Origin of the sequence: Streptomyces sp. NPDC049687 (assembly GCF_044465285.1) — a bacterium.
GTDB lineage: Bacteria > Actinomycetota > Actinomycetes > Streptomycetales > Streptomycetaceae > Streptomyces.
In genome coordinates, this window is the sequence record NZ_JBITLN010000007.1 from 342710 (window position 1) to 356681 (window position 13972).

Here is a 13972-nt window from a genome sequence, read left to right on the forward strand (position 1 = left end):
ATTCCAAGCCCGCTTGGCCGATTTTTGGCCTCCGGCCCCGCACGGTGTGCACGCCGAGGACAGTGCCCGTGGCGCCAAAGGGCATCTCACCCGGGCCAGACGATCGCCTGCACCTCGCTGTACGCGTGCAGCGCGTAGGAGCCGACGTCCCGTCCCACCCCGCTCTTCTTGAACCCCCCGAACGGTGCCTCCATGTTCCGGCCGACGGTGTTGATCCCGACGCCGCCCGCCCGCAGCCGCCGCGCCACCCGGAAGGCCCGGGACACATCGCCCGACCAGACGTAGTCGATCAGTCCGTAGTCGCTGTCGTTGGCCAGGGCGATCCCCTCCTCCTCGTCGTCGAAGGGGATGACCACGACCACGGGGCCGAAGATCTCCTCCCGGGCCACCCGCATGTCGTTCGTGCAGTCGGCCAGGACGGTCGGGCCGATGTAGAAACCCCGGTCCGGGAGCCGCCCCGCCTCGGGCGTGAGGACGACCGCCCCCTCCTTCCGCCCGAGTTCGACGTACGACTCCACCCGGTCCCGGTGCGCGGCGGAGATCACCGGACCGACCACCGTGTCCCGTTCCCTCGGGTCGCCCACCTTCAACCGGCCCGCGTAGGCCGACAGTTGCTCCACCAGGCGGTCGTACACCCCCCGTTGCGCCAGGACCCGCGTAGGGGCCGTGCAGATCTGCCCGCTGTAGAAGGAGAAGGTGGTCCCGATCCCGGCCACCGCCGACCCGACCTCCGCGTCGTCGAAGACGACCGCCGCCCCCTTCCCGCCCAGCTCCATCAACTGGCGTTTCATGTCCCGCCCGCACACCTCGGCGATCCGCTGCCCGACCGCCGTCGACCCCGTGAAGCTCACCATGTCCACATCGCCGGACTCCACGACGGCCTCGCCCACGGAAACCGCCTGCCCGGAGACGACGTTCACCACCCCGCGCGGCACCCCCGCCGCCTCCAGCGCCTCCGCCATCCGGTAGACGGACAGCGGGTCCTGAGGGGCCGGCTTCACCACCACCGTGTTGCCCATGGCGAGGGCCGGGGCGATCTTCCCGGCCGGATTCGCCCAGGGGTTGTTGTACGACGTGATGCAGGCGACGACCCCGACCGGCTGCCGTACGGCGAGCGCCCCCATGACGCCCCCCTTGCCCTCCCCCCCTGCCCTGAGGGCGTGGGAGGTGCCCCCGGGCCCCGCCTCGTTGATCTGCGGCGGGATCGCCCACTCCGCCGGCTCCACGCGCGCGTACCGGCGGAAGCGGGCCGCCCCCACCCCGACCTGCATCCCGCGCGCCGTCCGGGTCGTGGCGCCGGTCTCCGCCCGGGCCAGGGAGGCGTACGGCTCCAGATGCTCCCGGATGATGTCGGCGGCCCGGCCCAGGATCGCCGCCCGTTCCTCCGGCGCCGTACGCGACCACGGACCGAAGGCCTCACGGGCCGCCGCGCAGGCGGCGAGCGCCTGCTCCCGCGAGGCCTCCGGCGCCAGGCCTACGGTCTCCTCGGTCGCCGGGTCGGTCACCTCGTAGTGGCCGCCCTCCGGCTCGGCCCACACCCCGCCGACGAAGACCCTCTGTCCGTCGGTCACCGGGTGCTCACCGTCTCCGTGTCGCGCCCCGACCGCAGCACCCGCCCCGGTACTGCGCCGGTCACCACGTCGTCCCGGATGGCCGCCACCCCGTTGACCCAGACCGCCCGCACACCCATGGCCCTGGAGTCCAGCCGCGGACTGTCACCCGGCAGGTCGTGCACCAGGGTGGCCTTGCCCGCGTCGATCCGCTCCGGGTCGAAGAGGACGAGGTCCGCATGCCAGCCCTCCCGCACCCGACCCCGATGCCGCAGCCCGAACAGCCGCGCCGGGTCGTCCGTCAGCATCTTCACCGCCTGCTCCAGCCCCACCAGCTTCCGCCCGCGCAGACAGTCGCCGAGGAACCGGGTGGTGTACGGCGCCCCGCACATGCGGTCGAGGTGCGCGCCGGCGTCGGAGCCGCCGAGCATCACGTCCTCGTGCTGCCAGGCCTCGGCGCGCAGGGCCCAGGACGCGGGGTCGTTGTCGGTGGGCATGGGCCACAGGACCGTCCGCAGGTCGTCGGCCGCGCAGATCTCCACCAGCGTGGTGAACGGGTCCTGCCCGCGTTCCTCCGCGATGTCCCGTACGACCCGCCCGGTGAGCCCCTCGTTCGCCGCGCTGTAGGTGTCGCCGATGACGTACCGCCCGAAGTTCGTCAGCCGCCGGAAGACGCCCGCCTCCTTCGACTCGGCCCGCCGCAGCATCTCGGCCCGCACGGAGGGGTCCCGGAGTCTGGCGATCCGCTCGGGCACCGGCAGACCGAGGACCGGCCCCCACCCGGGGATCAGGTTCAGCGCGCAGAAGGTCCCGAGGGACATGTTCATCGGCGTGAGGATCGGCATGGTGAGGGCCACCACCCGCCCGCCCGCCTTCCGCGCCCGCTCGCTCGCCACCAGCTGCCGCGGCACCCGCTCCGGGACGGCCGAGTCGATGGTCAGGACGTTCCAGTTCAGGGGCCGCCCCGCGGCCGCGCTCAGCTCCACGAACAGGTCGATCTCGGCGTCGCTGAACTGATCCAGGCAGCCCGCGACGATCGCCTCGATCTGCGTCCCCTCGTGCTCACCGACGGCCCGCGCCATGGCCAGCAGCTCCTCGGGACGCGCGTGCCGCGAGGCCACCGGCTGCCCGTCCCCGTCCGAGTGCGTGGACGACTGGGTGGTGGAGAACCCCCAGGCACCGGCGTCCATCGCCTCGTGCAACAGCCGCACGATCTCGCCCAGTTGCTCCTCGCTGGGCTGCCCGCCCACCGCGTCCGGCCCCATCACGTACCGCCGCAGCGCACAGTGCCCCACCATGAACCCCGCGTTGACCGCGATCCGCCCCTCGAGCGCGTCCAGGTACTCCCCGAACCCGCTCCAGCTCCAGGGCGCCCCCTCCTCCAGCGCCACCAGCGACATCCCCTCGACCTTGGACATCATCCGGCGCGTGTAGTCGGCGTCGGCGGGCCGGGCGGGGTTGAGCGGCGCGAGAGTGAATCCGCAGTTCCCGGCCGCCACGGTCGTCACCCCGTGGTTCAGCGACGGCGTGGCGTACGGATCCCAGAAGAGCTGGGCGTCGTAGTGGGTGTGGGGGTCGACGAACCCGGGGGCGAGAACGAGCCCGGAGGCGTCCTCGGACGTGCGCGACTCCTCGGTGAGGGTCCCTATCGCGGCGATACGCCCGTCGCGTATGCCGACGTCGGCGACATAGGCGGGCGCACCGGTCCCGTCGACGACGGTCGCGCCTTCGATGACGTGATCAAGCATGGGGTGACTCCTTGAGGTGCGTGCGGTTGCCTACCCGGGGGCGCGGGAACACCCGCCGACGACGATCAGGCCCCCTGCCGGAACCGCGTGGTCCGATGCACAGGGTCCGTGTCGATCTTCGGAATCACGTGCTCACCGATCAGCCGGATCGTCTGCAGCGTCTCCTCCTTCGGCACGCCCACCGGCAACCCGAACGACAGCTGGTCGGCCCCGGCCTGCTCCCACCGCTTGCACTGCCGCAGCACCTCGTCCGGATCCCCGCAGATCAGCAGCTCCTCCTCCACCAGCAGCTCCACGAACTCCGGGGTGTACTCGGGCAGCGTCTCCGGCCACTCGGGGAACCCCTCCGGCCGGGGGAAGGTGTCGTGGTACCGGAACACCAGCGAGGGCAGGTAGTGCAGCCCCCCGCCGACGGCGATCCGGATCGCCTCGTCGTGCGTCGGCGCGCAGATCGCCGTCGTCGTCACCATCACGTTGTCGTTGACGAAGTCCCCGACGGGTTCCGCGTTGACGATCGCGGTCTTGTACTTCTCCAGCACCCACTCCATGTCGGAGACCTTCTGGATGCTGAACCCCAGGACACCGAGCCCCTTCCTCGCCGCCATCTCGTACGACGGCGGCGACCCGGCCGCGTACCACATCGCGGGGTGGGACTTCCCGTACGGCTTCGGCAGGACCTTGCGCGGCGGGAGCTGCCAGTGCTTGCCCTGGAAGCCCGCGTACTCGTCCTGAAGCCACATCTTCGGGAACTCGGCGATGGTCTCTTCCCAGATCTCCTTGGTGTAGTTCATGTCGGTGATGCCGGGCAGGAAACCGAGGATCTCGTGCGAGCCGGCCCCCCGGCCGGAGCCGAACTCGAAGCGGTTCTGGGAGAGATGGTCGAGCATGGCGACCTTCTCGGCGACCTTCACGGGGTGGTTGACCTGGGCGAGGGGGTTGAAGATCCCCGAGCCCAGGTGGATCCGCTCCGTCGCGTGGGCGAGGTAGGCGAGGAACACCTCGTTGGCGGAGAGGTGGGAGTACTCCTCCAGGAAGTGGTGCTCGGACGCCCAGGCGTACTTGAAGCCGGACCGGTCCGCCTCGATGACGTACTCGGTCTCCTCCATCAGCGCCTTGTGCTCGGCGAGGGGGTCGGTCTCAGCCCGCTTGCCCACGTATCCCTGTACAAAGAGCCCGAATTCCAAGGCGGTTCACCGTCCCGGGTTCCGATGATTTCTGACGCACCGTCAGCTTCGATGACTGTGGCACCACCCTCATGGAGGGTCAATAGCTGATGACCCGTCAGATGACACTGACTCCCGCCAGCCACCCTCCGTCGATCACGAACGGCTGCCCGGTGATGTAGGAGGAGTCCTCGGCCGTGAGGAAGAGCGCCAGCCGGGCCACCTCCTCCGCGCGGCCGATCCGGCCCAGCGGCACGAGCTTGCGGTAGAGGGAGTCGAGAGCGCGGGTCGTCTCCTCGGGGTCGGCGTCCGGGTCCAGCCGGGCCGGGTTGGACATCGCGGTGTCGATGGCGCCGGGGCACACCGCGTTGACCCGGATGCGGCGGGGTGCCAGCTCCAGGGCGGCGACCCGGGTGAGGCCGAGCACGGCGTGTTTGGTCGCCGCGTAGGCACCCACGGCCGCCATGCCGGTGAGACCGGTGTAGGAGGCGGTGTTGACGATGGTGCCGCCGTCGGCCAGCTCGGGCGCGACCGTGCGCACACCCAGGAAGCAGCCGACCTGGTTGACCTGCACGACCTGCATGAACTCGTCGAGGGGGGTGTCGACGAGGGCGTTGAAGCGCAGGATCCCGGCGTTGTTCACCAGCCCGTCGAGATGGCCGTACGCCTCCTTGGCGGCCCGTACCGCGGCGGTCCACTGCTCCTCGCGGCCGACGTCGAGGTGGACGTAGAGCGCGTCGATCTCCTCGGCGAGGGCCCGGCCCCGTTCGTCGAGCACGTCGGCCACGACGACCCGGGCGCCCTCCTCCCGGAACAGCCGTGCCTCCTGCTCGCCCTGCCCGCGCGCCGCACCGGTCACGATGACGACACGTCCGTCAAGCTTGCCCATCGGATCTCCTTACAGGTGAGGAGCCACGTCGGCGCCGAACGCGGCGATCTGGTCGACGAGTTCGTCCCGGCTGCGGCAGCGGAACCTGACCTGGATCTGGTCCACGCCCATCGCGGGGTAGGCGCGCAGGGACGCGGCGAGGGCCTCCGGGGGCCCGGTGAGGGTGCGGCGGCCCACGTCCCAGGCGGGGGTGCCGACGTACAGGGGCTCGGTGATGGCGCCGACCGTGAACGGGGCGTCGTCGCCCCGCAGCCGTCGGACGGTCTCGATCTGCGCGGGCAGCCGGTCCCTGGGGTCGCCCTGCGGGAGCCAGCCGTCGCCCTTGAGGGCGGCCCGGCGGACCGCCGCGGGGGAGGATCCGCCGACCCAGAGGGGGACGCGGGGCTGGGCCGGCCGGGGCCGCTGCCCGAGGTCCTCGAAGTCGTACCGCTTGCCGTGATGGGCCGGGTACTCCTCCTTCCCCAGCGCGGCCCGCAGCGCGTCGATCGTCTCGTCGAGTACGGCACCCCGCTGCTCGAAGTCGACCCCGAGCGCCTCGAACTCCTCCCGTACGTGCCCGGCGCCCACCCCGAGGATCAGTCGGCCGCCCGACAGCGCGTCCAGGGTGGCGTACTGCTTGGCGGTGACGAGGGGATGCCGGAGCCCGACGACCGCGACGTGCGCGAGCAGCCGGACGCGTTCGGTGACGGCCGCCAGGTGGGCGAGGGTGGCCACGGGGTCGTACCAGACCGTGCCCATGGCGTCCGCGAGCCGGCGCGGGATCGCCACGTGGTCGCAGCAGGCGATGTAGGTGAAGCCGGCGCGGTCGGCGGCGCGGGCGATCTCCACGAGGTCCGCCGGTCCCGCGTCCGCCTCCCAGGGTTCGGCGTAGAGGGTGGACTGGGACTGGACGGGGAGCTGGATGCCGTGGTCGACGCGGCTCACCGCGGGCTCCACAGGCCGTCCGGGGTCAGGCCCAGCAGGTCGATGGCGTTGCCGCGGACGATCCGTTCCACCACGGCCGGGTCCAGGTGGCCCATCTGGGCCTCGCCGACCTCGCGGGACTTGGGCCAGGTGGAGTCGGAGTGGGGGTAGTCGGTCTCGTACAGCACGTTTCCGAGGCCGATGGAGTCCAGGTTGCGCAGGCCGAAGGCGTCGTCGAAGAAGCAGCCGTAGACGTGGTCGGCGAAGAGTTCGGACGGCGGGCGGTGGACCTTGTCGGCGACGCCGCCCCAGCCCCGGTTCTCCTCCCACACCACGTCGGCGCGTTCCAGGATGTAGGGGATCCAGCCGATCTGGCCCTCGGCGTACATCACCTTGAGGTTGGGGAAGCGTTCGAACTTGCCGCTCATCAGCCAGTCGACCATCGAGAAGCAGCAGTTGGCGAAGGTGATCGTCGAGCCGACGGCCGGCGGCGCGTCCGCCGACGTGGAGGGCATACGGCTGCTGGAGCCGATGTGCATGGCGACGACCGTGCCGGTCTCGTCGCAGGCGGCGAGGAACGGATCCCAGTAGTCGGTGTGGACGGAGGGCAGGCCGAGGTGCGGGGGTATCTCGGAGAAGGCGACGGCGCGGACGCCGCGGGCGGCGTTGCGGCGGACCTCGGCGGCCGCGAGTTCGGCGTCCCAGAGGGGGATGAGGGTGAGGGGGATGAGCCGGCCGTGGGCGTCGGGGCCGCACCACTCCTCGACCATCCAGTCGTTGTAGGCCCGCACGCAGAGGAGGCCGAGTTCGTGGTCGGCGGCCTCGGTGAAGGTCTGGCCGCAGAAGCGGGGGAAGGTGGGGAAGCACACGGCGGACTGGACGTGGTTGACGTCCATGTCGGCGAGGCGGGAGGGGACGTCGTAGGAGCCGGGGCGCATCTGCTCGTAGGTGATGACCTCCAGCTTGATGTCGTCCCGGCTGAATCCGACGGCGGTGTCCAGGCGGGTGAGGGGGCGCTTGAGGTCCTCGTAGACCCACCAGTCGCCGAGGGGGCCGTCGTCGCCGGGTTCGCCCATGACGGGCTTGAAGTGGCCGCCGAGGAAGGTCATCTCCTTCAGCGGGGCGCGGACGATGCGCGGGCCCGTGTCGAGGTGCTTCTTCGGCAGGCGGTCCTGCCAGACCGTGGGGGGTTCGACGGTGTGGTCGTCGACGGAGATGATCAGCGGGAGGGGGGCCGTGGTCGTCGGTGTGGTCTCCATGGGGGCACGGTAGCGCTGATCTGACGGTCCGTCAGCTGTATCAGACCGGGTGCGAGTTGATCGACTCTGTGGAGAGGTGCGCGTACCGGATGTGAGGGCTGTGTGGACTCATGCGTGTCGTCCGGAATCGGTGTCTATGCACGGCTGACGGCTCCGGCACCGACAAGGCAAACTGAACCGGTCATTCGGATGTCTGAGGGAGCCCTGATGGACCACCGCGTAGGACCCGGCGGCCCGCGCGTGCCGGAGCAGAGGCGTCCCGGCTCTCCCGAGGAACCGGCGGTGCTGCGCTTCGACGTGCTCGGCCCGGTGCGCGCGCGGCGCGGCGCGGAGCAGCTGAACACCGGTTCCCCCCAGCAACGTGCCCTGCTGGCGGCGCTGTTGCTGCGCGAGGGCCGTACGGCGACGGCCGGTGAGCTGATCGACGCGCTGTGGGGCGAGGAGCCTCCGTCGCAGGCCCTGGCGGCGGTGCGGACGTATGCCTCGCGGCTGCGGAAGGTGCTGGACCCGGGCGTCCTGGTGAGCGAGTCGGGCGGGTACGCCGTGCGCGGCCTGGGCGAGGGCGCCCTGGATCTGGCGCTGGCGCAGGAGTGGGCGGCGGAGGCGGAGAAGGCGCGCGGGGCCGGGGATGTGGACCGGGCCCGCGAGGTGCTGAACCAGGCGCTGGGGCTGTGGGACGGGGAGGCGCTGGCCGGAGTCCCCGGTCCGTACGCGGAGGCGCAGCGCGTGCGGCTGGAGGAGTGGCGGCTGGGGCTGCTGGAGTCCCGGCTGGACATGGACCTGGAGCGGGGCTGTCACGCGGAGGCGGTCTCGGAGCTGACGGCGCTGACGGCCGCGTATCCGCTGCGCGAGCGGCTGCGTGAGCTGCTGATGCTGGCGCTGTACCGCAGCGGGCGGCAGGCGGAGGCCCTGGCGGTGTACGCGGACACCCGGCGGCTGCTGGCGGAGGAGCTGGGGGTGGATCCGCGGGCGGGGCTGCAGGAGTTGCAGCGCCGGATCCTGCAGGCCGACCCGGAGCTCACCGGACCCCCCGCGCCGGCCGCGGAGCCGGCGGTGGTGCGGGTGCGGCCCGCGCAACTTCCGGCGACGGTACCGGACTTCACGGGGCGGGCGGCGTTCGTGAAGGAGCTGAGCGAGGTGCTGGCCTCGGCGGAGGGCCGGGTCATGGCGGTCTCGGCGCTGGCCGGCATCGGGGGCGTCGGCAAGACGACGCTCGCCGTGCACGTCGCCCATCAGGCCCGGTCGGCCTTCCCCGACGGACAGTTGTACGTCGACCTCCAGGGCGCCGGCACCCGGGCCGCGGAGCCGGAGACGGTCCTCGGCGCCTTCCTGCGCGCGCTCGGCACGCCGGAACCGGCGATACCGGACTCCCTGGAGGAACGCGCGGCGCTGTACCGCTCGGTCCTGGACGGCCGCCGGGTCCTGGTGCTGCTGGACAACGCGAAGGACGCGGCCCAGGTACGGCCGCTGCTGCCGGGCACCGAGGGCTGCGTGGCGCTGGTGACCAGCAGGGTGAGGATGCTGGATCTCGCGGGCGCCCATCTGGTCGACCTGGACGTGATGTCGCCCGACGAGGCGCTCACCCTCTTCACCCGGATCGTGGGCGAGGAGCGGGTGGCCTCCGAGCGGGAGGCGGCGCTGGACGTGGTGGCGGCGTGCGGCTTCCTGCCGCTGGCGATCCGCATCGCCGCCTCCCGGCTGGCGGCCCGCCGCACCTGGACGGTGTCGGTGCTGGCGGCGAAGCTCGCCGACGAGCGGCGCCGGCTGGACGAACTCCAGGCGGGCGATCTCGCGGTGAAGGCGACCTTCGAACTGGGCTACGGCGCCCTGGAGCCGCCGCAGGCCCGCGCCTTCCGCCTGCTCGGCCTGGCGGACGGCCCGGACATCTCGCTGGCGGCGGCCGCGGCGGTCCTGGACCTCCCCGTGGAGGAGACGGAGGACCTCCTGGAGTCCCTCGTGGACACCTCGCTGCTGGAATCGGCGGCGCCGGGCCGCTACCGCTTCCACGATCTGGTCCGGCTCTACGCGCGTGCGTGCGCGGAGCGCGACGAGCAGCCGGCCGGCGAGAGGGAGGCGGCGCTGTCCCGGCTGCTGGACTTCTATCTGGCGACGGCGGCCGGCGTCTACGCGCTCGTACGGCCGGGGGACCGGCTGGTGGATCATCTGGAGGGGACGAGGTACCCGGGGCTGGTCTTCGATGAGCGGCACCATGCCCAGGACTGGTTGTACGCGGAGGCGATCTGCCTGCTGGCCTGCGTACGCCAGTCGACCGGCCCCGACCGGTTGAGACGGGCCGTGGACCTGCTGTGGGCGTCCATCGACCTCGCCGAGTCCGGCGCCAACTCCAAGGAGTACGAGGCCACAGCGGCGTCCGTCCAGGCAGCCGCACGGGTGGCCGACGACCGGCGGGCGGTGGCGCGGGCCCTGTTGACCCTGGCCAACGGCCACCACTTGTCCGGCCGTTTCGAGCTCGCGGGCCAGGAGGCCGCCGAGGCGCTGAGCCTCGCGGACTCGTCGGGTGACCCCCTGCTCCAGTGCTGGGCGTCCAACATGCTGGGTGTCATCGCGATCTACCAGGGCGAGTACGCCGCCGGCGAGACCCATCTGACCCGGGCCATCGAGAAGTTCCGCTCGGCCGGGGACCGCCCCGGTGAGGCGAGCGCCGTGTGCAACCTGTCGCGGATCCACCTCGCGATGGGGCGCACCGACTCGGCGGTGTCCCTGGCCCAGCAGGGCACGGACATGTACGACGCCATGGGGCACGCCCTCAAGGGCGCCAACGGGCGGTACGCGCTCGGCCTCGCGCTCACGCAGAGCGGTCGGCTTCTGCCGGCCGCCAACCGTCTCGAAGAGGCGCTCTCCGTCTTCAGGGACAGCAGGATGCGGCTGTGGGAGGGCATGACCCTCTTCCGTCTCGCGCAGGTCGACATCTCCGCCGGCCGACTGGCGGACGCCGCCACGAAGGCCGAATCGGCGCTGACCACGCTGCGCGGGATCGGCGGGGACTGGCGGCGCGGGAACGTGCTCGTCACCCTCGGCCAGGCACTGAGCGGGATCGGACAGATCGGTCGCGCGCAGGTCTGCTGGCAGGAGGCCCTGGTCATCTTCGAGGGGCTGGGGGCGCCCGAAGCCGCTCAGGTGCGGGCTCTCCTCACACCGCTCGCGCTCACCTGAGAGGCCCCCTGCCCGTTCATCATTCGTTTATCGCGCCCCGGCACCCTCGGTTCAGTCGTTCCGTCGCGTCGGGGGGCAGGCGGAGTGACGAGGGCCGCGCCTTAGGGTGTAGCGGCCGAGGAGCGCCCGCCCGGCGGTCCACGGGGGAGTTGACCGGGCGGGCGCTTTCCGATCCACCACACAGATCTGCAGGGGAGACCGTCATGAGCGAGGACCAGAGCACCGCCACGGCCGAGGCGACGAACGCGGAGGCCGCCGAGGTGACCACGCTGAACACGCACGCCACCAGCGAGCCGCTGAAGACGGCCAAGGCCACGGCAGAGGACACGACAGCCGGCACGGACAACACGCACGCCACGGACGAGACCGCCTGATCGGGCTCCCTGCGGGGGATCGGCCGCGGTGGCACGGAGGGGAGCCACCGCGGCCGGGTCGTGTCCGGCTCCGGTGCTCACACCCGGCGCCGCAGTTCCCCCTTCACCACCTTGCCGCTCGCGTTCCTCGGCAGTTCCCCCACGAACTCCACCGACCTCGGCACCTTGTAGTTCGCCATCTCCCGCCGTGCCCAGGCGATCAGGTCGTCGCCCGTCAGCACGGCCCCCGCCCTGCGCACGACGTACGCCTTGCCCACCTCGCCGAGCCGCGCGTCCGGGACGCCGACGACGGCCACGTCCGTGACGTCCGGGTGCAGGCCGAGGAGTTGCTCTATCTCCGCCGGGTACGCGTTGAAGCCGCCGACGATGAACATGTCCTTGAGGCGGTCGGTGATGCGGAGGTTCCCGGCCGGGTCCAGGACGCCGATGTCGCCCGTGCGCAGCCAGCCGTCCGGGGTCAGGACCTCCGCCGTCGCCGTCTCGTCCTCGTAGTAGCCGCGCATCACGTTGAAGCCCCGGACCAGGACCTCCCCGGGCTCTCCCGGCGGCGCGTCGACCCTCACCTGCGTGCCGGGGATCGCGCGGCCCGACGTCGACGCGATGACGGTGGGGTCGTCGCCCCGGCGGCACATCGTGACGACACCGCTCGCCTCCGACAGGCCGTACGCCGTCAGGACGGTCTCCACGCCCAGCTCGCCCCGCAGACGTTCGACGAGCCGGAGCGGCACCACCGCCGCACCCGTCACCACCAGCCGCAGGGCCGACAGGTCGTGCTGGTGCCGGGAGGCGTGGTCCAGGAGCGACTGGTGCAGCGTGGGCGGGCCCGGCAGCACCGACACCCGCTCCGCCGCCAGGTTCGCCAGGACCGTGTCCACGTTGAACACCGGCTGGGGGATCATCGTCGCGCCCCGCATCAGACAGGCGATCACGCCCGCCTTGTAGCCGAAGGTGTGGAAGAAGGGGTTCACGATCAGATAGCGGTCGCCCTGCCGCAGTCCCGCCAGGTCCGACCACACCTCGTACGCCCGCAGCGTCTGCGCGTGCGTGATCACCGCGCCCTTCGGGCGGCCGGTCGTGCCGGAGGTGAAGACGATGTCCGAGGGCTGGTCCCCGCGTACCGTCTCCGCCCGCGCCCGGACCTCCGCCTTCCCCACCCCCTCGCCGCTCGCGAGGAAGTCCTTCCAGGTGCGGAAGTCCGCCGGAGCGTCGTCCGACAGGACGACCACCTGCTCCAGCGCCGGCAGCCCGGGAAGAGGACCCTCCCCGGCCCCCTCCCCCACCGCCCGCCGCAGCGAGGCCACGTACGAGGTGCCCAGGAAGGTGCCGGTCACGAACAGCAGCCGCGCCCCGCTGCGCCGCAGTACGTCCGCCGCCTCCGTCCCCTTGAAGCGGGTGTTGAGCGGGACCAGCACCGCCCCGGCCGACACCGCGCCCAGCGCCGCCACCATCCAGTCCAGGGAGTTGGGCGCCCAGATGCCCACACGGTCACCGGCCGCCACGCCGTTCGCCAGGCAGGCCGCCGCCGCGCGCTCCACCCGGGCGCCGAGTTCGCCGTACGGGATCCGGGTACGGCCCTCCACCACCGCCTCGGTGTCCGCGTACCGCTCGGCCGCCCAGTTCACCAGTCGGGGGATCGTCCCCCACTCCACGTCACCGCGCACGACCGGCCTCCCCACTAGCTGACTGTCCGTCAGATTAGCGGTAACCTGACGCACTGTCAGCCGCCTTGTCACCGTGCGGAGGTGCGTGCAGCATGCCCGGAGTGACCGGCCTCAAGGACGCCACGGCCATCGTCGGCATCGGCCAGACGCCCTTCGCCAAGCACCTCCCCGAGGACGAGAGGACCCTCGCCTGCCGGGCCGTCCTCGCCGCCCTCGACGACGCCGGGATCGCACCGGGCGAGGTCGACGCGCTCGCCTCGTACACCATGGAGGAGACGGACGAGGTCGAGCTCGCGAAGGCCGTCGGCTTCGGGGATCTGACCTTCTTCAGCAAGATCGGATTCGGTGGCGGCGGCTCCTGCGCCACCGTCGGCCACCTCGCCGCGGCCATCGCCGCCGGGCAGGCCACGGTGGGGGTGGCATGGCGGTCCCGGAAGAGGGGCAGCGGTCCCCGGCCGTGGACCAACACCGCGGTCCAGCTGCCCACCCCGGCCCAGTGGACCCGTCCCTTCGGTCTCCTCCGGCCCGCCGACGAGATAGCCATGCTCGCGCGCCGCTACCTGCACGAGTACGGCGCCACCCGGGACCACCTCTTCAACGTCGCCCTCGCCTGCCGCAACCGGGCCAACCAGAATCCGGCGGCGATCATGTACGACCGCCCGCTCACCCGCGAGATGTACATGACCTCCCGCTGGATCAGCGAGCCCCTCTGCCTCTACGACAACTGCCTGGAGACGGACGGGGCGCTGGCCTGCGTGATCGTCAGCCGCGAGCGCGCCCGGGACTGCCGGCACCGGCCGGTCTACGTCCACTCCGCCGCCCAGGGCCTGCCCGCCCAGCACCACGGCATGGTCAACTACTGGAACGACGACCCCCTCACCGGCCCCGCCTGGGCGGCCGCCCGGCACCTGTGGAAGCACGCCGACTTCACCCCCCAGGACGTGGACGTCGCCCAGATCTACGACGCGTTCACCGCGCTCGTCCCGCTCTCCCTGGAGGGGTACGGCTTCTGCGGGCGGGGTGAGGGGGGCGCCTTCACCGAGCAGGGTGCCCTGGAGATCGGCGGGCGGCTGCCGCTCAACACCGGCGGGGGCGGGCTGAGCGAGGCCTACGTGCACGGCTTCAACCTCATCAACGAAGGCGTCAAGCAGCTACGAGGCACCAGTACCGCCCAGGTGCCGGGCGCCGCCACCTGTCTCGTCACCGCCGGCGAAGGCGTCCCCACCTCCGCCCTGCTGCTCAGGAGCTGAC

The 13972-nt window shown here is 72.0% G+C and carries 9 protein-coding genes and 1 pseudogene; 3 read left to right on the forward strand and 7 right to left on the reverse strand.

The genetic code is table 11. The annotated features are described in order from the left end of the window. Nucleotides 1–86 precede the first annotated feature (86 nt). The 6 genes and pseudogenes from ACIBVL_RS23200 to ACIBVL_RS23225 all read right to left on the reverse strand — a co-directional run bounded on the left by ACIBVL_RS23200 (nt 87) and on the right by ACIBVL_RS23225 (nt 7512). A complete protein-coding gene (locus tag ACIBVL_RS23200; RefSeq protein ID WP_399099216.1) occupies nt 87–1571 on the reverse strand; it encodes an aldehyde dehydrogenase family protein in 1485 nt (494 codons plus the stop codon). Next, a pseudogene (locus ACIBVL_RS23205) lies at nt 1568–3304 on the reverse strand (amidohydrolase family protein); the annotation flags it as partial. The gene ACIBVL_RS23200 and the pseudogene ACIBVL_RS23205, both read right to left, overlap by 4 nt. Nucleotides 3305–3363: 59 nt before the next feature. Continuing rightward, on the reverse strand, nt 3364–4482 hold the full coding sequence (locus ACIBVL_RS23210; protein ID WP_399099218.1) for an LLM class flavin-dependent oxidoreductase: 1119 nt from the start codon (nt 4480–4482) through the stop codon (nt 3364–3366). A gap of 97 nt (nt 4483–4579) precedes the next feature. Beyond that, the gene (locus tag ACIBVL_RS23215; protein WP_399099220.1) at nt 4580–5350 is read right to left on the reverse strand and encodes an SDR family NAD(P)-dependent oxidoreductase; all 771 of its coding nucleotides are present in this window, start codon (nt 5348–5350) and stop codon (nt 4580–4582) included. Between the two features lie 9 nt (nt 5351–5359). After that, nucleotides 5360–6274, reverse strand: coding sequence for an LLM class F420-dependent oxidoreductase (locus ACIBVL_RS23220; protein ID WP_399099222.1), 915 nt, complete (start codon nt 6272–6274; stop codon nt 5360–5362). Beyond that, nucleotides 6271–7512 carry an amidohydrolase family protein gene (locus tag ACIBVL_RS23225; protein ID WP_399099224.1) on the reverse strand — a complete coding sequence of 414 codons (1242 nt, stop codon included), beginning with the start codon at nt 7510–7512 and terminating at the stop codon, nt 6271–6273. Before ACIBVL_RS23225 ends, ACIBVL_RS23220 begins: the two co-directional genes overlap by 4 nt. Before the next feature lie 207 nt (nt 7513–7719). Between ACIBVL_RS23225 and ACIBVL_RS23230 the strand changes: the two genes are divergently transcribed. Together ACIBVL_RS23230 and ACIBVL_RS23235 are read left to right on the forward strand one after the other, a co-directional pair. Beyond that, nucleotides 7720–10686, forward strand: a complete 2967-nt coding sequence (locus tag ACIBVL_RS23230) for a BTAD domain-containing putative transcriptional regulator (RefSeq protein WP_399099226.1) — start codon at nt 7720–7722, stop codon at nt 10684–10686. Nucleotides 10687–10889: 203 nt separating this feature from the next. Further along, nucleotides 10890–11060, forward strand: a complete 171-nt coding sequence (locus tag ACIBVL_RS23235) for a hypothetical protein (RefSeq protein ID WP_399099228.1) — start codon at nt 10890–10892, stop codon at nt 11058–11060. A gap of 77 nt (nt 11061–11137) precedes the next feature. Here the strand turns inward: ACIBVL_RS23235 and ACIBVL_RS23240 are convergent, their stop codons facing one another. Further along, nucleotides 11138–12721, reverse strand: coding sequence for a FadD3 family acyl-CoA ligase (locus ACIBVL_RS23240; RefSeq protein WP_399099230.1), 1584 nt, complete (start codon nt 12719–12721; stop codon nt 11138–11140). 92 nt (nt 12722–12813) lie between these two features. On the opposite strand from ACIBVL_RS23240, the gene ACIBVL_RS23245 reads away from it, so the two are divergent. After that, nucleotides 12814–13971, forward strand: a complete 1158-nt coding sequence (locus ACIBVL_RS23245; RefSeq protein ID WP_399099232.1) for a lipid-transfer protein — start codon at nt 12814–12816, stop codon at nt 13969–13971. The last annotated feature ends 1 nt before the right edge of the window (nt 13972 follow it).